This window comes from Lysobacter yangpyeongensis, assembly GCF_042655745.1.
GTDB classification, from domain to species: domain Bacteria; phylum Pseudomonadota; class Gammaproteobacteria; order Xanthomonadales; family Xanthomonadaceae; genus Agrilutibacter; species Agrilutibacter yangpyeongensis.
In genome coordinates this window covers 180899-200492 of the sequence record NZ_JBHSNM010000003.1, presented here as the reverse complement: position 1 = coordinate 200492, position 19594 = coordinate 180899, and the positions used below count along the sequence as shown (strand labels likewise).

The window sequence follows — 19594 nt, the reverse complement described above, 5'->3', positions numbered from 1 at the left end:
CGAAGCGGCAAGCGATCAGGTCTGCGCCGCGGGCCCGCCGATCGGCGGCAAGGGCGGCGCTTCGGCCTGCTTGCCGTTGCCGTTCCTGCCCCAGCCTTCCGGCGGCGGCGGCTCGCGGCCTTCCATGATGGCGTCGATCTGCTTGGCATCGATGGTTTCGTACAGCAGCAGCGCCTCGGCCATCGAATGCAGCTTGTCGAGGTTGTCCTTGAGGATCTGCGTGCTGCGCGCGTAGGCCCGGTCGAGGATGTCGCGCACCACTTCGTCGATCCTGCGCGCGGTCTCGTTCGAGACGTTCTTGTGCTGCGTCACCGAACGACCCAGGAAGACCTCGTCCTCCTCCTCGCCGTAGGCGATCGGGCCGAGCTCGTCCGACAGGCCCCACTTGGTGACCATGTTGCGCGCCATCTTGGTCGCACGCTCGATGTCGTTGGAGGCACCGGTGGTGACCTTGTCGGCGCCGAAGATCAGCTCTTCGGCGACGCGGCCGCCGTACAGCGAGCACAGCTGCGATTCGATCGCGACCTTGTTGTAGCTGTACTTGTCGCCCTCGGGCAGGTACATGGTCACGCCCAGCGCGCGGCCGCGCGGAATGATCGTGACCTTGTAGACCGGATCATGCTCGGGCACGACGCGACCGACGATGGCATGGCCGGCCTCGTGGTAGGCGGTGAGCTTCTTTTCCTGCTCGCTCATCGCCATCGAACGGCGCTCGGTGCCCATCAGGATCTTGTCGCGGGCACGGTCGAAGTGCTCCATGCGCACTTCCTTCGCGTTCTCGCGCGCGGCGAACAGCGCAGCTTCATTGCACAGGTTGGCCAGATCGGCGCCGGAGAAACCCGGCGTACCGCGCGCGATCGTCATCGGATCCACGTCGTCGGCCAGCGGCAGCTTGCGCATGTGCACGCGCAGGATCTGCTCGCGGCCCTTCACGTCGGGCAGCCCGACCACGACCTGGCGGTCGAAACGGCCCGGACGCAGCAGCGCCGGATCGAGCACATCGGGGCGGTTGGTCGCGGCGATCACGATCACGCCTTCGCCGCCCTCGAAACCGTCCATCTCGACCAGCAGCTGGTTGAGCGTCTGCTCGCGCTCGTCATGGCCGCCGCCCAGGCCCGCACCGCGATGGCGGCCAACCGCGTCGATTTCGTCGATGAAGATGATGCACGGCGCATGCTTCTTCGCCTGCTCGAACATGTCGCGCACGCGCGAGGCGCCGACGCCGACGAACATCTCGACGAAGTCGGAACCGGAGATCGAGAAGAACGGCACCTTCGCTTCACCGGCGATCGCGCGCGCCAGCAGCGTCTTGCCGGTGCCCGGCGGGCCCACCATCAGCACACCGCGCGGAATCTTGCCGCCGAGCTTCTGGAACTTGCCCGGATCGCGCAGGAATTCGACCAGCTCCTGCACTTCTTCCTTGGCCTCGTCGCAACCGGCGACGTCGGCGAAGGTGACCTTCACCTGGTCCTCGCCCTGCATCTTCGCGCGCGACTTGCCGAAGCTCATCGCGCCCTTGCTCCCGCCCTGCTGCATCTGCCGCATGACGAAGATCCAGAAGCCCACGATCAGCAGGATCGGCAACAGGTTGAACACGATCGACCAGAACGACGGACCGGAGCTGGGCGCCTTGCGGGTGATCTCGACGTTGTGGTTGACCAGGTCGTTGACCAGGTCCTCGTCCGAGGGACCGTAGACGTTGCCCTTGCTGCCGTCCTTGCGCTCGAACTGCAGCGCGTTCACGGCGAGGTTGGTGTCCTCGGTGAACTCGACCGCCTTGATGCGGTCGGCCTGGACGTCGCGGATGAACTGGGAGTAGTTGACCTCGCTCGCGGGCGTCCCGAGGCCGGTGCGCGGGCCGAAGGCCTGGAACACCACCATCAGCACGACGGCGACGATGACCCAGAGCAGGAGGTTTTTAGCGAGGTCGTTCATTGATTTGCCCGTTCAGCGATCCGTGCCAGCCTGAATAGACACCGGTGGGTGCACCGATGGAAACCCGGAAAAAAACCGGCCTGCTAGGGTCGCAGAAAAATGCGGCGAGGTCCCGGTTTCATCCGACACTTCGCGCATCTGCCGCCCTGGCGGACAGGTTCACTTCATCTGCGCCAGCTTTCCCTGCGCCAGCGCATAGACCTCCGGCGATCGCTTGCGCGAGGCCGCAGGCTTGCGGATCACGACCTTGGCGTAGCGACGGCGCAGTTCACGCACGTAGTCGTCGAAGCCGACGCCCTGGAACAGCTTGATCAGGAACGTGCCCCCGACGCGCAGATGGTGGTCGGCGAAATCCATCGCCAGTTCCGCCAGATGCATCGCCCGCGGCAGGTCCACCGCGTCCACGCCACTCATATTGGGGGCCATGTCGGACAGGACAAGGTCCACAAGTTGGCCATCCAGAGTGGCTTCCAGCCGGGTGAGTACGCTGTCTTCACGGAAATCGCCGTGAATGAACTCGACCCCGGCCAGGCCCGGCATGTCGAGGATGTCCAGAGCAATCACGCGCCCCTTGTCGCCCAGCGCCTGCCGCACCCACTGCGACCAGCCACCGGGCGCGGCGCCGAGGTCGACGACCACCATCCCGGGCTTGAGCAGGCGGTCGCGTTCGACCAGTTCCTCGAGCTTGTAGGCGGCGCGCGAACGCAGGCCCTCGGCCTGGGCCTTCTTCACGAACGGGTCGGAAAAGTGTTCCTGGAGCCAGCGATGGCTGCTTTTGCTGCGGGTGGCCACGAGGCGCTCGGCCGGGGAACGGGGGCGCCATGATACCCTGCGTGCCCGTTTTCTCCCCCGCATTTGCCATCCATGGCGCACCCCAAGCCCACTTCCGGAACGTCCCGCCAGGACGTTGCCGATGCCGACAGGGCGTCGGCCCCGTCCGCCGCGATGCCGCTGACCGCCGCCCAGACCCGTTTCCTGCGCGGCCAGGCGCACGACCTGCGGGCGATGCTGCAGGTGGGCGGCAAGGGCGTCACCGATGCCCTGATCGCCGAGATCGACCTGGCACTCGAGCATCACGAACTGATCAAGGTGAAGGTGGCCGCCGAGGACCGCGAAGCGCGCGACGCGATGATCGGCGCCATCGCCGAACGCGTGGGCGCCGCGCTGGTGCAGCGCATCGGCCACACCGCCGTGCTCTACCGGCCGAGCCGCGACAAGCGACAGATCGTCCTGCCGCGGGCCTGAATCGCACCGCGGCATGCAGCTCAACCTCGAACATCCCGACCACGAATTCCTGCTGCGCGGCGCCGATGGCAGCCGGGCCCTGGTCAACGATCGCCGGCTGGACCGGAGTTTCGTGGTTGCACCCGATCGCCTGATCGAAGACTGGGCGGTCGCCGATGCCCGGGCCCTCGCGCCCGCCGATCTGGAGCCCTTGCTGGCGCTGGATCCGGAAGTCGTCCTGCTCGGCACCGGCGCCAGCCAGGTCTTTCCGCCCGCCGCGGTGATGGCGGCCTGCATGAGCCGCGGCATCGGCATCGAGGTCATGAACAACGCCGCCGCCGCGCGCACGTTCAACGTGCTGGCCAGCGAAGAGCGACGCGTGGTGGCGGGTTTCGTACTTTCGCCCTGACGGAGCGAAGTGCATGCGTCCTCTGGCCGCTGCGCTGCTGGTGCTGCTGGCTGTTCCCGATCCGCCACGGATCGTTACGAGTACTGGCTCTCCGCTGGCCCGCGCGATGAGGTGCGGGCCTATGAAACCTATCTGCGCAGCCAGGGTGTCGACGGCATTCTTGCCACGCGGGAACTGCTGCGCACCGGACGTCGCTGGCGGCACTGTCGTGTCGACGAATTCAGCGTGCCACCGCGCGAACTCTGGCCGCGCATGGTGGCAACGCTGGTGCTGGTGCGCGATCTGCAACGCCGGGGACTGCTCCGCGCTCCGCACGTGGCATCGGGCTGGCGCAGCGAGTCGTTCAATCGTTGCGAGGGCGGCAGCTTGCGAAGCCGCCACCTGGACAATGCCGCCATCGACTTCGATATCGAACCTGCGGACGACGACGGGGAGCGATTGTGTCGCTTCTGGCGCGAGTCTGGCCCGCACGTGAAATTTGGCCTCGGCTTCTACTCGTCGAATCGGATCCACGTCGACACGGCGGGGTTTCGCACCTGGGGCTACGACCACCATCGTTCGACTTCGCTGTGCCTGCGCGACGCCGGGCGAACGGATTCCTAGCGGGTCGCGGCGAAGCGCAGCCGCGCCCATGTCCCGAAATGATCCGAAGGCCAGGTGCCGTCGGCGTCGGGCTGGTCGAGGATGCGGCGCGACTCCAGCGGGAGCAGTCGGTCGCGCTGGGCAAAGATCAGGTCGATGCGCTGCGGGCGCTCGTGGTACTTCGGATTGAGCGTGACGCGCTCCGGGCGGGCATCGTCGGCCGGGCCGTGCAGGTAGGCATACGCGTCGTCGTAGCGTTCGCGCAGCGGCGCCAGTTCGGGACTGTCGCCGCGTGTGTTGAAGTCGCCGGCCAGCATCACCGGCGCATCGCCGCGCGTTGCTTCGATGAAGGACTGCAGGTCGGCAATCTGTTGCGTGCGTATCGCGCCGCTGGCATCGGTGAAATTCAGGTGGACGACGTAGATGTTCACCGGCCGGCCATGCACCGCAGTGCGCACCCAACCCGCGATGCGGTAGTCGTCCATGGGTCGCAACGCCTTTTCGCCGCGCGCAACGGGCGATTCGCGGGTGAGGATCGCATTGCCGTAGCGCCGCGCCCGGTCGGGCGGATCGACGGACACGAAATGCCACGCATATCCCAGGCGTCGTGCCAGCGTCTCCGCCTGGTTCGGCAGCCCCTTGTCCTGCAGAACTTCCTGCAGGAGGACCACGTCCGGGGCCAGCCGTTCGAGTTCGCTTGCGATCAGCGCTTCACGCCGCGGCCAGTCCTCGCGGTCGTGCCAGAGGTTGAGCGTCACCACGTCCATCGTCGCCTCCACATCGACGCGATCGGCACTGCCGGCACTGCGGCATGCGGACAGTCCGACGACCAGGAGCGCCACCAGCAGCGCGCCCCACTGCATCCGGCGGAAACCGTCGCAGGCGCGCCCGCCGCTCATCGCTTCGGCAGGTACAGCAACGGATCGACCGGTTTGCCGTTGTAGCGGATCTCGAAATGCAGCATGTCGCGCGGCGCGCCGGTGCGGCCCATCACGGCGATCTGCTGGCCGGCCTTGACGATCGCGCCTTCGTTGACCATGCGCGCGCGGTTGTGCCCGTACGCGGAAAGCCAGGCGTCGCTGTGCTTGATGATCACGAGCTCGCCGTAGCCGACCAGGCCCGAACCGGAATACACCACGACGCCATCGGCCGCGGCGTTGACCGGAGTACCGCCGTCGCCGGTGATGTCGATGCCCTGCTTCGTCGGTTCTCCTGCCACGAAGCGGTTCAGCAGCGTGCCTTCCGCGGGCCAGCGCCAGCGGATATCGCTGGCAGGCGCAGGCGCCGGTGGCGGTGGTGTAGTGACCGGCGGCGTCGTGGGCCTGGTTGCGACCGGGCGGTCCGGAGCCGTCTGGCTGGTCGCCGGTTGCGTCGGCGGCGTGGTGGCCGGACGCGGTGGGGTCGTCGCGGGTCGCGTCGCCGCCGTCGTGCCGCGGCGCGGATACAGCCGCAGGATCTGCCCGGGATAGATGGTGTACGGGGCGCCGATGCCGTTCCATGCCGCCAGGTCGCGGACGTCGATGCCGTTGCGGAACGCGATGCCGTACAGCGTTTCCCCGCGTTCCACGCGCACGGTGACACCGAACTTCGGCGTGGACACACGCGGTGCCGCCGCGGTCGTCCTCGTGGCGCCGCTCGTGCGCACCACGGTGCTGGTGCAGGCGGCCAGTGCGACGGCCGCGGTAACGAAGAATGCGATGCGTTTGATGGTCATACGCCCTGTCGTGCCTTCCATACCAGCCAGGCGACCAGCGCGAGCAGCAGCACGGTCGCGATCCAGCCCACGGGTTCGATGTAACGGCGCAACGCGGCTTCCGCCCGCGGGCCGCCGATGCGGATCACCGCCGCGAGCAGGAAGACGCGCTTGCCCCGGCCGATCAGCATGCTGAGCATGTATTGCAGCATGGGAACGCCGACGATCCCCGACGCCCACGTGAACACCTTCATCGGAATCGGCATGAAGCCGCCGAGGACGAGGAAGGTGAACACCGCCCACGGCGATTCGGCCATCTTCGCCTGCACGATGCGGATCCCCGATTCGATGGCGTCCAGCATCCCCAGCGCGGCGAACAACGGCTTGATCGCCTCGAACGCGTAGTGTCCCAGCGCGTAGCCGACCACGGCCCCGGCCATGGAGCCGGCCAGGCTCAGCGTCGCGAACCAGAATCCCCGCTTCGGCTGGCCCACGCACATCGGCGCGAGCATCACCTCCGGCATCACCGGAAAGATGATCGCCTCGAAGAAGCTGAGGAGGGTCAGGTAAGCCGGCGCATGGCGATGGCGCGCCCAGCCCAGGGTGCGGTCGTAGAGCGGACCGAAGAGCTTCAATCGATCATTCCCGAAAGCAGCGGCACGAACACCACCGGCGCCAGCGACTCCTGCACGATCCCGCCCTCGGCGTTCTTGTGCAGCTTCATCAGCGATTGCGAGGACGCGCCGCCGACCGGTGCGATGAGGTTGCCGCCGGGCGCCAGCTGCGCGGTGAGGGCGTCGACCAGCGCGGGCGCGGCGGCCGTCACCATGATCGCGTCGAAGGGGCCGTTCTCCGGCCAGCCGATGCGGCCGTCGTCGTGCTTGCTGCGGATGTTGAGGCCCAGCGTGCGGAAGCGCTTGCGCGCCGTGCGCAGCAGTTCGCCGATGCGCTCGACCGTGTGCACTTCCAGTCCAAGTGCCGCGAGCACAGCGGCCTGATAACCGGAACCGGTGCCGATTTCCAGCACCTTCGTCGGCGCGCCTTCGAGCAGCGCCTCGGTCATCTTCGCGACGACCCACGGCTGCGAGATCGTCTGGCCGTGACCGATCGGCAACGCGGTGTCTTCGTAGGCGCGGGTCGCGAGCGCTTCGTCGACGAAGAGGTGGCGCGGCACGGTGCGGATCGCGTTCAGCACGCGCTCGTCGCGGATGCCGGCCTCACGCAGGCGATCGACCAGCCGGTCGCGCACGCGCTGCGAGGTCATGCCGGTGCCGATGGCCTGGGGCTGAAGCTTCATGCGCATCATCATGCGGCCTTCCCGGTGGACGCGGCGAGACCGGTGACCCAGCTGGCCACGTGTTCCAGCGCGGTGTAGCGCGTCAGGTCGACCTGGATCGGCGTGATCGAAATGTGGCCATTGCGCACCGCGTGGAAATCGGTACCCACGCCGGAATCCGCTTCCGGACCCGCGGAACCGATCCACCACCACTGCCGGCCGCGCGGATCGCGCTGTGGAATGCATGGCTCGGCGCGATGCCGGTTGCCCAGGCGCGTGGCCTCGAAGCCGGCCAGTTCGTCCCACGGCAGGTCCGGCACGTTGACGTTGAGGATGGTGTCGGCCGGCAGCGGGTCGGCGACCAGGCGCGCGATGATCTCGACGACGGCCTGCGCCGCGGTCTCGTAATGGCGTCCCTGGTGATCGCTCGTCACCAGCGACACTGCCACCGCCGGCAATCCGAGGAAGCGGCCTTCCATCGCAGCGGCCACGGTGCCCGAGTAGATGACGTCATCGCCGAGGTTGGCGGTGTTGTTGATGCCGGAGACCACGATGTCGGGTTCGGCCTCGAGCATGCCGGTGATGGCCACGTGGACGCAGTCGGTCGGCGTGCCGAACACGCGCCAGGTCGCGGCGTCCTGCTGGACCACCCGCACGGGCATGTCCAGGGTGAGCGAGTTGCTGGCACCGGAGCGATCGCGATCGGGCGCGACCACCACGACTTCATGGCCGGCGGCGCGAAGCCTGGCGGCCAGAACCTTGATACCGGGGGCGTCGACACCGTCGTCGTTGCTGACCAGAACGCGCATCTATCGGGAAATCGCGGATTTGGAGCGGAGCGGCCATGATAGCCGATGGCCGTTGCCGGCCGGCGCCGCGCATGACTCGCGCGGCACACGCGCCGCGCGGCGCGTTACGCTCGCCCCATGATGTCCGACGAAGACGACGACTCCGAACTCTTCCGCTCCGCCGTCGGGCCGGTGCGGCGCCTGCGCGACGCAACGCCGCCACCGACTGCACCGAAGCCGAAACCACGGGCGCGCATGGCCGAGCGCGACGAGGCAGCGGCGCGCGAGGAATTCCGCCATGCGCTCGATGCCAGCCTGCTCGAGGCCGGCGACGTGGTTTCCTATCGTCGCGAAACGCTGCCGCCGCGGACGCTGCAGCGCCTGCGCCGCGGCGAGATCGCGGTGCAGGAGGAGTTGGATCTGCATGGCGCCGATGCGCGCGAGGCCGAGGCCTTGCTGCGCGCGTTCATCACGCACGCCCGCGAACACGACGTGGGATGCGTGCGGATCGTCCACGGCAAGGGGCTGCACGGCGGCGGATCGGTCCCCTTCACCGGCCGCGACGCACCCGTTCTCAAGAATCTGGTCGATCGCCTGCTGCGTCAGCGCGCAGACGTCCTGGCGTTCCACTCCGCGCCGCCGGCCCAGGGCGGCACTGGAGCCGTGCTGGTACTGCTGGCGCCGCGCCGGCTTCGCCCTGCCTGATCACGCCGGAACGGCGCGCCCAGGACAGGGAGAACCTGCGGCGCAGCGATTCACTCCTGCTTCGCGACGATCTTCCGCGGCGGATTCACCCAGGTCAGATCGATGCCGCGACGACGCGCAGCAGCTTCGACGCGGGCCATGTAGGCATCGTCGGTGTCGAGTCGTGTCTGGGCATAGGTCTTCGCTTCGGGAGCGTAGCTGGCGGTCCCGCCGCTGCTTGCGCACGCGGCCAGGAAGACCACTGAAGCGGACAACACAGCCATGCGAAGTTTCATGACGGCATCTCCAGTCGATGCGCCCCTGCGCCTGCCGCAAGAGCGGCCCCGGCCATGCGCCGGTTGCACTTCCGGCTTATACGCCGCCGACCTGCGGCAGCCAGTGTAGGCAATGCCTTTCCGACGAGCGGTCGTCAGGTCGCCACGGCCGAGCTGACTTCGCCAAGTTCTGCCAATACCGAGGTGGCGTAACTCCCCGGCGGCAGGGCGAAGGACAGCTCCAGCGCGGCGTCGTCCGCAAGCCATCGCCAGGCCAGTTCGGTCGGGCGCAGGCGCAGCGCGCGCCGCTCCTGTTCCATGCCGGCGGCTTCCAGCCCACGTTGCAGGGCGACCGCCGTTTCCCCTGCCATGGCCGCACGTTCCAGTGCCGCTGCGGCATCGCGACTGCGCAGCTCGCCGCGTCCCCACAACGGGCCGCTCGGATGGATGTCGAACGCCGCGAGTCGCTGCGCCAGCGCGTCGCTGAACGGCTCGGGCCCGAACACGCTGCGACTGCCGTCCAGCGACCAGATTTCTCCCTCCAGGGGCTGGTCCCAGGTGCCGCCGCGCACACGCGCCGCGAGCACGCGGTTGAACAGTTCCGAGCGCGCCGCGGACAACAGCAGGGTGCGCTCTTCGCGGCGAACGCGCCGGCCCGCGAACATCGCCAGCGCCTGCGCGACGTTGTCGCCGTCGCGCCCGAATCGCTGTACGCCGAAATAGTTGGGCACGCCGCGCGCGCCGATCGCGTGCAGGCGCGCTTCGGCAGCGGCGCGGTCGCCTTCGACATTACGCAGCACCAGCACGAAGCGGTTCCCCGCCAGCGCGCCGCGGGGCAGCTTGCGTGCGTGCCAGGTGTGCTCGACTACGCGCATGTCACTGCCATCGAGCGCGGCGAGATCGGGAGCAATCTTCTTCGGCAGATGCACGCTGAAGCGCTGGCGAGTGATCGCGTGGCGGTCCTTCAGGCCGGCATAGCTCACGGCGGCCTCGGTTACGCGCGCCCACTGCGCGATGCGGCGCGCCGCGTATACGGTGTTCATCCCGCGCTTTTCGATGGTCAGCAGCAGGTGTTCGCCGCTGCCGCTGGGAGCGAATGCGGGCAGTTCCTCGACGAAGAAATCTTCCGGCACGGCGCGCATGCGCGCGGAAAGCACCGCCGGGCCGTGCGCACGCGGCAAGGCTTGGGGAGAAGTTGCATCCATCTCGCTCAGCCCGCTCATCGCGCGACCAGCAGGACCACTGCCTGCGCGGCGATGCCTTCGCCGCGGCCGGTAAAGCCGAGCTTTTCGCTGGTGGTCGCCTTGATGCTCACCGCATCCGGCGCGAGCTCCAGGTCGGCGGTGATCCGTTCGCGCATCGCCGCTGCGTGCGGTCCGACTCTGGGTCGCTCGCAGATCACGGTCATGTCGGCGTTGCCGACCTTCCAGCCGCGCTCGGCGAGCATTTCGTTGCAGCGGCGCAGGAACGCGCGGCTGTCGGCGCCTCTCCATTGCGGATCGCCGGGCGGAAAGTGCTGGCCGATGTCGCCCAGCGCCAGCGCGCCGAGCATGGCGTCGCACAATGCGTGGATCACCACGTCGCCGTCGGAATGGGCGACGACGCCACGATCGTGCGCGATGCGTACACCACCGAGGACGACATGGTCGCCTTCGCCGAAGGCGTGCACGTCGAAACCCTGGCCGATGCGGATGTTCATGTTCGATGCCCCACGGCGCAGCCGGCGCCGGATCGGTTACGCGTCAAAGCGAAAGCAGGTAGGTGGCCAGCGCCAGGTCGGCGGGCGTGGTGACCTTGAGATTGTCCTCGCGGCCTTCGACGAGCATGGGCTTCGCGCCCATGCGTTCCATCGCCATCGCTTCGTCCGTGACGACCACGCCATCGACGCGCGCGCGCTCCAGTGCGGACGTCAGCGCGGCGCGGCGAAAGGCCTGCGGCGTCAGCGCGCGCCACAGGCCATCGCGCGGTGCCGTCGCCAGCACGCACGCATGCGCATCGGCGCGCTTGAGCGTATCGCGGACCGGTGCCGCCAGCAGGGCGCCATCGGGGTGTTGCGAAGCGGCCGCGATCAGGCGCGCGATGTCGTCCTGGCGCAGGTTCGGTCGCGCCGCGTCGTGCACGAGCACCAGGTCATCGCCGGCAACGGCGGCCGGCAACGCGCGCAGGGCGGCCAGCACCGAATCCGCGCGTTCGGCGCCGCCCGTGCAGCGCAGCAGCAGCTTGCCGCATCGCGAGGTCCAGCCCGGCCAGCGTTCGTCGTTCGCGGCGATCGCCACCACGGCCCCTTCCACCGCCGGGTGCGCGAGCAGCGCGTCGAGCGCGTGTGCGATCAGCGGGCGCCCGGCGATTTCCAGGTACTGCTTGGGAACTTCGCCGCCGAAGCGTTTGCCGCTACCGGCGGCGGGAATGACCGCCCAGATGCCGTGTGCACCAGCCATGCTCAGGGCTTCGCCTCGTCGGGTTCCGTCGCATCGGCCCCGGGTTCCGCAGGCGACTGCGGCTCGACCACTCGGTAGAAGGTTTCGCCGGGCTTGATCATGCCCAGCTCGCTGCGCGCACGCTCTTCCACCGCGGCTTCACCGGACTTGAGGTCCTCGACTTCGGCCGCCAGCGCGGCATTGCGCTGGGCCAGGCCCTCGTTCTCGTGACGCTGCTGTTCCACCTGCGCCTGCAGCGCCGCCACGGAACGGCGACCACCCTCGCCCCACCACAACCGGTACTGCAGGAATGCCAGCAGCGCGAGCAGCGCTACCAGCATCAGCGGACCGATACGCAGCGGTTGCCACCGCATCGTCGGAGTCCGGTCTCAGCGCTTCAGCGACACGAACGCATCGCGGCCCGCGTACCGCGCGACATTGCCGAGTTGCTCCTCGATGCGCAGCAGCTGGTTGTACTTGGCCACGCGGTCGCTGCGGCACAGCGAGCCGGTCTTGATCTGCGTCGCGGTGGTGGCCACGGCGATGTCGGCGATGGTCGTGTCCTCGGTTTCGCCGGAACGATGCGACACGATCGCCGCGTACTTCGCCGCATCGGCCATGGCGATGGCTTCGAGCGTTTCGGTCAGCGTGCCGATCTGGTTCACCTTGATCAGGATGGCGTTGGCCACGCCCTGCTCGATGCCTTCCTTGAAGATCTTCGGATTGGTGACGAACAGATCGTCGCCGACCAGCTGCACAGTGTTGCCGATGCGGTCGGTGAGCTGCTTCCAGCCGGCCCAGTCGTGCTCGGACATGCCGTCCTCGATAGTCACGATCGGGTACTGCGCGCACCAGTTGGCGAGGAAGTCGACGAACTGCTCGCTGGTCAGGCGCTTGCCTTCGCCGGTGAGGTTGTACTTGCCGTTCTCGAAGAACTCGCTCGAGGCCACGTCGAGGCCGAGCAGGATGTCCTCGCCCGCCTTGTAACCGGCCTTGCCGATCGCTTCGAGGATGGTTTCCAGCGCTTCCTCGTTCGAACGCAGGTCCGGCGCGAAGCCGCCTTCGTCGCCGACCGCCGTGCTCAGGCCACGGCCCTTCAGCACCGACTTGAGTGCATGGAACACCTCGGTGCCCGCGCGCAGCGCCTCGGAGAAGCTGGCCACGCCCACCGGCAGGATCATGAATTCCTGCAGGTCCACGTTGTTGTCGGCGTGCGCGCCACCGTTGATGATGTTCATCATCGGCACCGGGAGCACGGCCTGGCGGCCGTGTGCGAGGTACTGCCACAGCGGCAGCTTCTTCGACGCGGCCACGGCATGCGCATTCGCCATCGAGACGCCGAGCAGCGCGTTGGCGCCCAGGCGGCCCTTGTTCTCGGTGCCGTCGAGGTCGATCAGGCGCTTGTCGATCGCGGTCTGGTCGGACGCATCCAGGCCGGCGAGCGCCGTGGCGATCGTGGTGTTGACGTTGTCCACGGCCTTGCGCACGCCCTTGCCCAGGTAGCGGGTCTTGTCGCCGTCGCGCAGTTCGACGGCTTCCTTGGTGCCCGTCGACGCGCCCGAGGGCACGGCCGCGCGGCCGAAGCTGCCGTCGCTCAGGGTGACTTCGGCTTCCAGGGTGGGATTGCCGCGGCTGTCGAGAATCTCGCGGGCGTGGACTTTGGCGATCGTGGTCATCGGTCTGATGGGTTTGTCAGGAAATCTGTATGGCGGGTTTCGACCCACCGCTTCATGAGCCGGCGAACGGCGGGTTGAAACCCGCCTACACGGAAGCTTCGAGGAAACCGTTCTTCTTGGTGATGCGGTCGATCTCGAGCAGCGTTTCCAGCAGGGCGCGCATCTTCGGCAGCGGCCACGCATTCGGGCCGTCGCTGAGCGCTTCTTCCGGCCTGGGATGGGTCTCCATGAAGATGCCGCTGATGCCCACCGCCATCGCCGCGCGCGACAGTACCGGCACGAATTCGCGCTGGCCGCCGCTCTTGCCGCCGGCACCGCCGGGCAGCTGCACGGAATGCGTGGCGTCGAACACCACCGGACAACCGGTATCGCGCATCACGCTGAGCGAGCGCATGTCGCTCACCAGGTTGTTGTAACCGAAGCTGGCGCCGCGCTCGCAGACCATGATGTCGGTGTTGCCGGTGGCCAGCGCCTTCTCGGCGACGTGCTTCATTTCCCACGGCGACAGGAACTGGCCCTTCTTGATGTTCACCGGCTTGCCGGCGCGGGCCACGTTCTGGATGAAATCGGTCTGGCGGCACAGGAAGGCCGGCGTCTGCAACACATCGACCACGCTCGCGACTTCGTCCATCGGCGTGTATTCGTGCACGTCGGTGAGTACCGGCAGGCCGAGCTGGCGCTTCACCTCGGACAACACCTTCAGGCCCTCTTCCATGCCCGGACCGCGGAAGCCGGAGACGGAAGTGCGGTTGGCCTTGTCGAAACTCGACTTGAAGATGAAGTTGATGCCGAGCTCTGAGGTGATTTCCTTCAGCGTGCCGGCAGTGTCGAGCTGCAACTGCATCGACTCGATGACGCAGGGGCCGGCGATCAGGAAAAAGGGCTTGTCGAGGCCGATCTCGAATCCGCAAAGCTTCATGCCGTGGCTTCCTTCAGCAGGCGACCGCCCGCCTTGTGCTCGCGCGCGGCGCGGATGAAGCCGATGAACAGCGGATGGCCGTCGCGCGGCGTGGACAGGAACTCCGGGTGCGCCTGGCAGGCCAGGAACCAGGGATGCTTCGAACGCGGCAGTTCGACCATCTCCACCAGCGTTTCGTCCATCGACTTGGCGCTGATCACCAGGCCGGCGTTTTCCAGCTGGTTGAGATAGCGGTTGTTGAATTCGTAGCGATGGCGGTGGCGTTCACCGACCACGTCCTTACCGTACAGCTCGCGGGCGAGCGTGCCCGGCTTGATGCGCTGGTCCTGCAGGCCCAGGCGCATGGTGCCGCCCAGGTCCGAATCCTCGCTGCGGCGCTCGACGTCGCCACTGGCGGTGCGCCATTCGGTGATCAGTCCGATGACCGGATGCTGCGACTGCTTGTTGTTCTCGGTGCTGTTGGCGTCGCTGAGGCCGAGCACGTGGCGTGCATAATCGACCACCGCGGCCTGCATGCCGTAGCAGATGCCGAAGTAGGGGATGCCGTGCTCGCGTGCGTACTGCGCGGTGAGCACCTTGCCCTCGAAACCGCGATCGCCGAAGCCACCCGGCACCAGGATGCCGTCGACGCCTTCCAGCACCTTGCCGCCGTGCTGCTCGATGTCGGTGGATTCGAGCCACTTCAGCTTCACCTTCGTGCGCTGGCGCAAACCGCCGTGCTTGAGCGCTTCGGCCAGCGACTTGTACGCATCCTGGTGATCGATGTACTTGCCGACGACCGCGATGGTCACGACGTCGACCGGATGCTCGGCGGCATCGACGACGGCGTTCCACTCCGACAGGTCGGCTTCCGGCTTCGCCTTGCCTTCCAGGCGCAGGCGCTCGACCACGATCTGGTCCAGGCCCTGCTGGTGCAGCCACATCGGAATCTTGTAGATGTTGTCCAGGTCGACCGCCGAAATGACGGCCTTTTCGGACACGTTGGTGAACAGCGCGATCTTGCGGCGTTCGCCGTCGGGCAGTTCCTGCTCGCTGCGGCACAGCAGGATGTCGGGCTGGATACCGATCGAACGCAGCTCTTTCACCGAGTGCTGGGTCGGCTTGGTCTTGAGCTCGCCGGCGGCGGCGATGAACGGCACCAGGGTGAGGTGCATGAACAGCGCCTTGTCCGGGCCGCGCTCGGTGCGGATCTGGCGGATCGCTTCGAGGAACGGCAACGACTCGATGTCGCCGACGGTGCCGCCGATCTCGACCAGGGCCACGTCGAAGCCGGCCGTGGCCTCGTCGATGCGGCGCTTGATCTCGTCGGTGATGTGCGGGATGACCTGCACGGTGCCGCCCAGGTAGTCGCCGCGGCGCTCCTTGCGGATGACCGATTCGTAGATCTTGCCGGTGGTGATCGAGTTCTTGCCGGACAGGCGCACGCGCAGGTAGCGCTCGTAGTGGCCCAGGTCCAGGTCGGTTTCGGCGCCGTCGTCGGTGACGTAGACCTCACCGTGCTGGAACGGGCTCATCGTGCCGGGATCGACGTTGATGTAGGGGTCGAGCTTCATCATCGTCACGCGCAGACCGCGTGCTTCGAGGATGGCGGCCAGCGATGCGGCCGCAATGCCCTTGCCAAGCGAAGACACCACACCGCCAGTGACGAAGACGAGCGGCGTTATGGAATTTTGGGGGGTCATGGGGAAGCGGGCTCCCGGAAAGCCATAGTTTACCGACTGGTGACCGCCCGGGCGAGCTTGACGCGGCGATCCCGGCGCCTCCACTCGCCCCGAGCGACCGGCGCAAAAAGGAAGCGCCCCGACATGCGGGGCGCTTCCGGACACCATGCTGGCAGCGTCAGTGGCCGCGTTCTTCGGGCTCGTCGGGCTGTTCGCCGGCGTTCTTCTTGCCGGACCTGGCCTTCTCGTCCTTCCTGCCCTTGCGCTCGGCCTTGGCCGCATCCGCCTTTGCGCTGTCCTCGGCCTTGCGGGTCGCGGGCGCCGTGGCCTTGGCGTCGTCGGCCTTGTCGGCCGTCTGCGCCTTCTGGGCGAATGCGACGGGCGCGGCCAGTGCGGCGGCGATCAGGGTCGGAAGCAGCAGCTTGCGGATGGTCATGTCGGATCTCCCGGTGCGCTGCAGGACCGCTGCAGCGGGCGCCACCATACGGCATGAGGCCATGCCCGGGACTGAATGGCGCCCCTCGCAAGAAGACTCCGCCTCAGCGCCGCTGCTCGTCACGGCGCGTCCTTTCCCGCCCTGCCTTTTCGCGTTCCGGCTTGTCTTCGGCCGAACCGGCCGCGTCGTGTTGCTCGCGCGCATCGATCCCGGCCGCTCCCTCGGCCTCGCCCTGCAGGCCGACTGCGTCGCTCCGGCCCGACGCGGCGACTTCGCCCGACGCCGTCGCAGCGCCGGCCGCTTCGAGTGCCGGATTCGCAGTCGCCTGCGCGCTGCCATCGACTGACTCGGCGGCCTGTGCGCTGGCGCTGGTCGCTGCCTGCGCGCCGGCGCGCGCGGTCTCGCGCACGTCGCCGCTGGTCTGCGCGACGCCATCGCCTGTCCCCGCGACGGCGTCGCGGGCACCGGCACGCTTCCGCGCATCACTGCGGGCGCGGCGAGCATCGATGCCCGCATCGCCGCGAGCACCGACGCCTATGGAATTCATGTTCACGCCGACATTGCCGCCACCACCGATGCCAACGGCCACCTGGGCCCAGCTCGTCGGGGCGAACAGGGCACCTGCCACGATCGCGATCGAAAGAATCTTGCGCATGCTGCTCTCCTGCATTCGGGGGAACCGCGGTCGCCCGCGGCGTCGCGGATGGCGACGCCCGGACCGTAGGCAGGCGGCGCCGACTCGCTCCTGAATTCGGCCATGGGGATTAACACCCACGAGCACGCCCCGCCCACGAAAGCACGCCCCGCCCACGAAGCACGCCTCGTTCACGCTTGACCGCTCCGGACCGGGTCGCCATGCTCGCGGCCTCTTTGGGGGAAACGAACCATGTCCAGACGCCTTTTCGCGCTCACGCTGAGCATCGTCCTCGCCTGGTGTCCGGCCGCGTTTGCTGCATCCGCCGCTGCACCACTGGCGCCCGACAGGATCAAGGTCGGCGAGCTGCTTCGCGACGTGATGCGGGTCGATGCTTCCGGCGACTCGATCGAGATGGTGCTCTGGCTGCCCGTTCAGTACGTGGAAGCCTCGCTGGCACAGAACAAGGCCGACGAGAAAGGCAGCCGCGAGATCGTCTCGGTGTTCGGGCAGTACACCGTCGTGGCGGCATTGCAGGGCACGGTAGGAACGCTGGGCAACACCTACACCAGCGAGCAGGATCTGCGCGGCAAACTGCGCATCGTCGACGCCACCGGCCACAGCTATGCGCCGATCCCGGCCGACAAGCTCGACAAGAAGATGTCGAGGCTGATCGCGATCCTGCAACCCTTCATCAAGCAGACCGCGGGCGAAGTGGGCGACAACCTGGCGCTGTTCGTATTTCCCGGCAAGGGCAGCGACGGCAAGCGCATCGCCGACGCAATGGATAATGGCTTGTTTACCGTGCAGATCGACGAAACCGCGCATCGTTTCCGCTTGCCACTGGGCAGTCTGCTGGCCTCGCGAATCGACGCGGACACCGGCGAAAGCTTCCCCGGCAGCTACAATTTCAATCCATACACCGGCGCCCCGTTGACGGCGGCTCCTTGAACGTCCTCGCCATCCGCACCGCCTTCCGATGAGTTCCCGCTACAACGCCGCCGATATCGAAGTCCTCTCCGGCCTTGACCCCGTCAAGCGCCGCCCCGGCATGTACACCGACACCGCGCGGCCGAACCACCTCGCGCAGGAAGTCATCGACAACGCGGTGGACGAGGCGCTCGCGGGCCATGCACGCTCGATCGAGGTCACGCTCTACAACGACGGCAGCTGCGAAGTCGCCGACGATGGCCGCGGCATGCCGGTGGACATTCATCCTGAAGAGAAGATCCCGGGCGTCGAGCTGATCCTCACGCGCCTGCACGCAGGTGGCAAGTTCAGCAACAAGAACTACACCTTCTCCGGTGGCCTGCACGGTGTGGGCGTGAGCGTGGTCAATGCACTGTCGAAGCACGTCGACGTCTTCATCAAGCGCGAAGGCAACGAGTACAAGATGAGTTTCAGGGACGGCGACCGTGCCTCGAAACTCGAGGTCGTCGGCACCGTCGGCAAGAAGAACACCGGCACGCGTCTGCGCTTCTGGCCCGATGCGAAGTACTTCGATACGCCGAAGTTCAACCTGCGCGCGCTCAAGCACCTGCTGCGCGCGAAAGCGGTGCTCTGCCCCGGCCTCACGGTGAAGCTGTACGACGAAGGCACCGGCGAGAAGCACGAGTGGATGTACGAGGACGGCCTGCGCGACTACCTCAAGGGCGAGCTCGCCGGCATCGAGGTGCTGCCGCCCGAGCTGTTCGTCGGCTCGCTGAAGAAGGACACCGAAGTCGCCGACTGGGCCGTCGCCTGGCTGCCAGAAGGCGAACTGGTGCAGGAAAGCTACGTCAACCTGATCCCGACCGCGCAGCACGGCACCCACGTCAACGGCCTGCGCACCGGCTTTACCGACGCGCTGCGCGAGTTCTGCGACTTCCGCAACCTGCTGCCGCGCGGCGTGAAACTGGCGCCGGAAGACGTGTGGGACCGCGTGTCGTTCGTGCTGTCGGTGAAGATGACCGACCCGCAGTTCAGCGGCCAGACCAAGGAGCGGCTGTCGTCGCGCCAGGCCGCGGGCTTCGTCGAGAGCGCCGCGCACGACGCGTTCTCGCTGTGGCTCAACCAGCACACCGACCTGGGCGAGAAGATCGCGCAGCTCGCCATCGAACGCGCCGCCGCGCGCCTGAAGACCGAAAAGCAGATCGTCCGCAAGAAGGTCACGCAGGGCCCCGCCCTGCCCGGCAAGCTCGCCGACTGCACGTCGCAGGATTTGTCGCGCACCGAATTGTTCCTCGTCGAAGGCGATTCGGCTGGCGGCAGCGCCAAGCAGGCGCGCGACAAGGACTTCCAGGCCATCCTTCCGCTGCGCGGCAAGATCCTCAACACCTGGGAAGTCGCATCGGGCAGCGTGCTCGCCTCGCAGGAAGTGCACGACCTCGCCGTGGCGATCGGCTGCGACCCGGGCAAGGACGACATCTCCGGCCTGCGCTACGGCAAAGTGATCATCCTCGCCGACGCGGACTCGGACGGCCTGCACATCGCCACGCTGCTGTCCGCGCTGTTCGTGAAGCACTTCCCGGCGCTGGTGAATGCCGGGCACGTGTTCGTGGCGATGCCGCCGCTGTTCCGCGTCGACGTGGGCAAGCAGGTGTTCTACGCGCTCGACGAGGAAGAGAAGCGCATCCTGCTGGAGAAGATCGAGCGCGAGAAAGTCCGCGGCCAGGTCAACGTCACCCGCTTCAAGGGCCTGGGCGAAATGAACCCGGCGCAGCTGCGCGAATCGACCATCCACCCGGACACGCGCCGGCTGGTGCAGCTCACCGTCGACGACAACGTCGAAACGCATGCGCTGATGGACATGCTGCTGGCGAAAAAGCGCGCCAGCGACCGCAAGACCTGGCTCGAAACGAAGGGCGACCTCGCAACCCTGGAAGTCTGACCGGCGTTACCCGCCCCTTCGTTGGAGCGGGCCATGCCCGCGACCCGGTGATATCGCGCGCCGACTCCGCACTTGCGGCCTGCAATGTCGCCGCGCCGAAAATGGCGCGACACAGG

Annotated in this window: 23 protein-coding genes; 6 read left to right on the top strand and 17 right to left on the bottom strand. The window is 67.5% G+C overall.

Going from position 1 to position 19594, the window contains the following annotated elements; translation table 11 throughout:
- Positions 1–15: 15 nt before the first annotated feature.
- Positions 16–1935, bottom strand: coding sequence for an ATP-dependent zinc metalloprotease FtsH (gene ftsH, locus ACFPN1_RS11250; RefSeq protein ID WP_386755075.1), 1920 nt, complete (start codon positions 1933–1935; stop codon positions 16–18).
- 159 nt (positions 1936–2094) lie between these two features.
- Positions 2095–2727, bottom strand: coding sequence for a 23S rRNA (uridine(2552)-2'-O)-methyltransferase RlmE (gene rlmE / locus ACFPN1_RS11245; RefSeq protein WP_386755074.1), 633 nt, complete (start codon positions 2725–2727; stop codon positions 2095–2097).
- 153 nt (positions 2728–2880) lie between these two features.
- Between rlmE and yhbY the strand changes: the two genes are divergently transcribed.
- From yhbY to ACFPN1_RS11230, 3 genes are all read left to right on the top strand, one after another.
- Positions 2881–3180 (top strand): ribosome assembly RNA-binding protein YhbY, encoded by a 300-nt coding sequence (gene yhbY, locus ACFPN1_RS11240; protein WP_386755257.1) that lies wholly within the window; start codon positions 2881–2883, stop codon positions 3178–3180.
- Positions 3181–3193: 13 nt separating this feature from the next.
- Positions 3194–3568: an Mth938-like domain-containing protein gene (locus tag ACFPN1_RS11235; RefSeq protein WP_386755072.1), complete on the top strand. Its 375-nt coding sequence runs from the start codon at positions 3194–3196 to the stop codon at positions 3566–3568.
- A gap of 111 nt (positions 3569–3679) precedes the next feature.
- Positions 3680–4171, top strand: a complete 492-nt coding sequence (locus tag ACFPN1_RS11230) for a D-Ala-D-Ala carboxypeptidase family metallohydrolase (protein ID WP_386755071.1) — start codon at positions 3680–3682, stop codon at positions 4169–4171.
- Here ACFPN1_RS11230 and ACFPN1_RS11225 read toward each other — a convergent pair.
- The 5 genes from ACFPN1_RS11225 to surE are packed head-to-tail and all read right to left on the bottom strand — an operon-like array spanning position 4168 to position 7928.
- Complete coding sequence (locus ACFPN1_RS11225) at positions 4168–5049, bottom strand: endonuclease/exonuclease/phosphatase family protein (RefSeq protein ID WP_386755070.1); 882 nt, start codon at positions 5047–5049, stop codon at positions 4168–4170. The two genes, ACFPN1_RS11230 and ACFPN1_RS11225, sit on opposite strands and share 4 nt — an antisense overlap.
- On the bottom strand, positions 5046–5864 hold the full coding sequence (locus tag ACFPN1_RS11220; protein ID WP_386755068.1) for a peptidoglycan DD-metalloendopeptidase family protein: 819 nt from the start codon (positions 5862–5864) through the stop codon (positions 5046–5048). The genes ACFPN1_RS11225 and ACFPN1_RS11220 overlap by 4 nt, the downstream gene beginning before the upstream one ends.
- Positions 5861–6478 carry a YqaA family protein gene (locus ACFPN1_RS11215; protein WP_386755067.1) on the bottom strand — a complete coding sequence of 206 codons (618 nt, stop codon included), beginning with the start codon at positions 6476–6478 and terminating at the stop codon, positions 5861–5863. The genes ACFPN1_RS11220 and ACFPN1_RS11215 overlap by 4 nt, the downstream gene beginning before the upstream one ends.
- Positions 6475–7152, bottom strand: a complete 678-nt coding sequence (locus ACFPN1_RS11210; protein WP_386755066.1) for a protein-L-isoaspartate(D-aspartate) O-methyltransferase — start codon at positions 7150–7152, stop codon at positions 6475–6477. Before ACFPN1_RS11210 ends, ACFPN1_RS11215 begins: the two co-directional genes overlap by 4 nt.
- Positions 7149–7928 (bottom strand): 5'/3'-nucleotidase SurE, encoded by a 780-nt coding sequence (surE, locus tag ACFPN1_RS11205; RefSeq protein WP_386755065.1) that lies wholly within the window; start codon positions 7926–7928, stop codon positions 7149–7151. The genes ACFPN1_RS11210 and surE overlap by 4 nt, the downstream gene beginning before the upstream one ends.
- A 117-nt stretch (positions 7929–8045) precedes the next feature.
- Between surE and ACFPN1_RS11200 the strand changes: the two genes are divergently transcribed.
- The gene (locus ACFPN1_RS11200) at positions 8046–8612 is read left to right on the top strand and encodes a Smr/MutS family protein (RefSeq protein ID WP_417498525.1); all 567 of its coding nucleotides are present in this window, start codon (positions 8046–8048) and stop codon (positions 8610–8612) included.
- A 50-nt stretch (positions 8613–8662) separates the two neighbouring features.
- On the opposite strand, the gene ACFPN1_RS11195 is transcribed toward ACFPN1_RS11200, so the two are convergent.
- The 10 genes from ACFPN1_RS11195 to ACFPN1_RS11150 all read right to left on the bottom strand — a co-directional run bounded on the left by ACFPN1_RS11195 (position 8663) and on the right by ACFPN1_RS11150 (position 16630).
- On the bottom strand, positions 8663–8887 hold the full coding sequence (locus ACFPN1_RS11195; protein WP_386755063.1) for a hypothetical protein: 225 nt from the start codon (positions 8885–8887) through the stop codon (positions 8663–8665).
- 134 nt (positions 8888–9021) lie between these two features.
- Positions 9022–10089: a tRNA pseudouridine(13) synthase TruD gene (gene truD / locus ACFPN1_RS11190; RefSeq protein ID WP_386755062.1), complete on the bottom strand. Its 1068-nt coding sequence runs from the start codon at positions 10087–10089 to the stop codon at positions 9022–9024.
- Positions 10086–10565 (bottom strand): 2-C-methyl-D-erythritol 2,4-cyclodiphosphate synthase, encoded by a 480-nt coding sequence (gene ispF / locus ACFPN1_RS11185; RefSeq protein WP_386755061.1) that lies wholly within the window; start codon positions 10563–10565, stop codon positions 10086–10088. The genes truD and ispF overlap by 4 nt, the downstream gene beginning before the upstream one ends.
- A gap of 43 nt (positions 10566–10608) precedes the next feature.
- On the bottom strand, positions 10609–11304 hold the full coding sequence (gene ispD, locus ACFPN1_RS11180) for a 2-C-methyl-D-erythritol 4-phosphate cytidylyltransferase (RefSeq protein ID WP_386755060.1): 696 nt from the start codon (positions 11302–11304) through the stop codon (positions 10609–10611).
- A 2-nt stretch (positions 11305–11306) separates the two neighbouring features.
- On the bottom strand, positions 11307–11657 hold the full coding sequence (gene ftsB, locus ACFPN1_RS11175; RefSeq protein WP_386755058.1) for a cell division protein FtsB: 351 nt from the start codon (positions 11655–11657) through the stop codon (positions 11307–11309).
- A gap of 15 nt (positions 11658–11672) precedes the next feature.
- Positions 11673–12959 carry a phosphopyruvate hydratase gene (gene eno, locus ACFPN1_RS11170; protein WP_386755057.1) on the bottom strand — a complete coding sequence of 429 codons (1287 nt, stop codon included), beginning with the start codon at positions 12957–12959 and terminating at the stop codon, positions 11673–11675.
- Between the two features lie 85 nt (positions 12960–13044).
- Complete coding sequence (kdsA, locus tag ACFPN1_RS11165) at positions 13045–13878, bottom strand: 3-deoxy-8-phosphooctulonate synthase (RefSeq protein ID WP_386755056.1); 834 nt, start codon at positions 13876–13878, stop codon at positions 13045–13047.
- The gene (locus ACFPN1_RS11160) at positions 13875–15542 is read right to left on the bottom strand and encodes a CTP synthase (RefSeq protein WP_386755256.1); all 1668 of its coding nucleotides are present in this window, start codon (positions 15540–15542) and stop codon (positions 13875–13877) included. The genes kdsA and ACFPN1_RS11160 overlap by 4 nt, the downstream gene beginning before the upstream one ends.
- Before the next feature lie 175 nt (positions 15543–15717).
- Positions 15718–15975 carry a hypothetical protein gene (locus ACFPN1_RS11155; protein ID WP_386755055.1) on the bottom strand — a complete coding sequence of 86 codons (258 nt, stop codon included), beginning with the start codon at positions 15973–15975 and terminating at the stop codon, positions 15718–15720.
- Positions 15976–16078: 103 nt separating this feature from the next.
- Entirely contained in the window at positions 16079–16630 is a 552-nt protein-coding gene (locus tag ACFPN1_RS11150; RefSeq protein ID WP_386755054.1) for a hypothetical protein, read from the bottom strand.
- 231 nt (positions 16631–16861) lie between these two features.
- Between ACFPN1_RS11150 and ACFPN1_RS11145 the strand changes: the two genes are divergently transcribed.
- On the top strand, positions 16862–17560 hold the full coding sequence (locus ACFPN1_RS11145; protein WP_386755053.1) for a hypothetical protein: 699 nt from the start codon (positions 16862–16864) through the stop codon (positions 17558–17560).
- 28 nt (positions 17561–17588) lie between these two features.
- The gene (gene parE, locus ACFPN1_RS11140; RefSeq protein WP_386755052.1) at positions 17589–19478 is read left to right on the top strand and encodes a DNA topoisomerase IV subunit B; all 1890 of its coding nucleotides are present in this window, start codon (positions 17589–17591) and stop codon (positions 19476–19478) included.
- The last annotated feature ends 116 nt before the right edge of the window (positions 19479–19594 follow it).

What these genes read in the sequence shown, in the direction of transcription:
- truD (WP_386755062.1), bottom strand. Translation starts at nt 10,089, where the DNA reads ATGAGCGGGCTGAGCGAGATGGATGCAACTTCTCCCCAAGCCTTGCCG.
- parE (WP_386755052.1), top strand. Translation starts at nt 17,589, where the DNA reads ATGAGTTCCCGCTACAACGCCGCCGATATCGAAGTCCTCTCCGGCCTT.
- surE (WP_386755065.1), bottom strand. Translation starts at nt 7,928, where the DNA reads ATGCGCGTTCTGGTCAGCAACGACGACGGTGTCGACGCCCCCGGTATC.
- ACFPN1_RS11200 (WP_417498525.1), top strand. Translation starts at nt 8,046, where the DNA reads ATGATGTCCGACGAAGACGACGACTCCGAACTCTTCCGCTCCGCCGTC.
- ftsB (WP_386755058.1), bottom strand. Translation starts at nt 11,657, where the DNA reads ATGCGGTGGCAACCGCTGCGTATCGGTCCGCTGATGCTGGTAGCGCTG.
- ACFPN1_RS11195 (WP_386755063.1), bottom strand. Translation starts at nt 8,887, where the DNA reads ATGAAACTTCGCATGGCTGTGTTGTCCGCTTCAGTGGTCTTCCTGGCC.
- ACFPN1_RS11235 (WP_386755072.1), top strand. Translation starts at nt 3,194, where the DNA reads ATGCAGCTCAACCTCGAACATCCCGACCACGAATTCCTGCTGCGCGGC.
- ACFPN1_RS11150 (WP_386755054.1), bottom strand. Translation starts at nt 16,630, where the DNA reads ATGCGCAAGATTCTTTCGATCGCGATCGTGGCAGGTGCCCTGTTCGCC.
- ACFPN1_RS11210 (WP_386755066.1), bottom strand. Translation starts at nt 7,152, where the DNA reads ATGATGATGCGCATGAAGCTTCAGCCCCAGGCCATCGGCACCGGCATG.
- ACFPN1_RS11155 (WP_386755055.1), bottom strand. Translation starts at nt 15,975, where the DNA reads ATGACCATCCGCAAGCTGCTGCTTCCGACCCTGATCGCCGCCGCACTG.
- yhbY (WP_386755257.1), top strand. Translation starts at nt 2,881, where the DNA reads ATGCCGCTGACCGCCGCCCAGACCCGTTTCCTGCGCGGCCAGGCGCAC.
- ACFPN1_RS11225 (WP_386755070.1), bottom strand. Translation starts at nt 5,049, where the DNA reads ATGAGCGGCGGGCGCGCCTGCGACGGTTTCCGCCGGATGCAGTGGGGC.
- kdsA (WP_386755056.1), bottom strand. Translation starts at nt 13,878, where the DNA reads ATGAAGCTTTGCGGATTCGAGATCGGCCTCGACAAGCCCTTTTTCCTG.
- ispF (WP_386755061.1), bottom strand. Translation starts at nt 10,565, where the DNA reads ATGAACATCCGCATCGGCCAGGGTTTCGACGTGCACGCCTTCGGCGAA.
- ACFPN1_RS11145 (WP_386755053.1), top strand. Translation starts at nt 16,862, where the DNA reads ATGTCCAGACGCCTTTTCGCGCTCACGCTGAGCATCGTCCTCGCCTGG.
- ftsH (WP_386755075.1), bottom strand. Translation starts at nt 1,935, where the DNA reads ATGAACGACCTCGCTAAAAACCTCCTGCTCTGGGTCATCGTCGCCGTC.
- ACFPN1_RS11220 (WP_386755068.1), bottom strand. Translation starts at nt 5,864, where the DNA reads ATGACCATCAAACGCATCGCATTCTTCGTTACCGCGGCCGTCGCACTG.
- ispD (WP_386755060.1), bottom strand. Translation starts at nt 11,304, where the DNA reads ATGGCTGGTGCACACGGCATCTGGGCGGTCATTCCCGCCGCCGGTAGC.
- eno (WP_386755057.1), bottom strand. Translation starts at nt 12,959, where the DNA reads ATGACCACGATCGCCAAAGTCCACGCCCGCGAGATTCTCGACAGCCGC.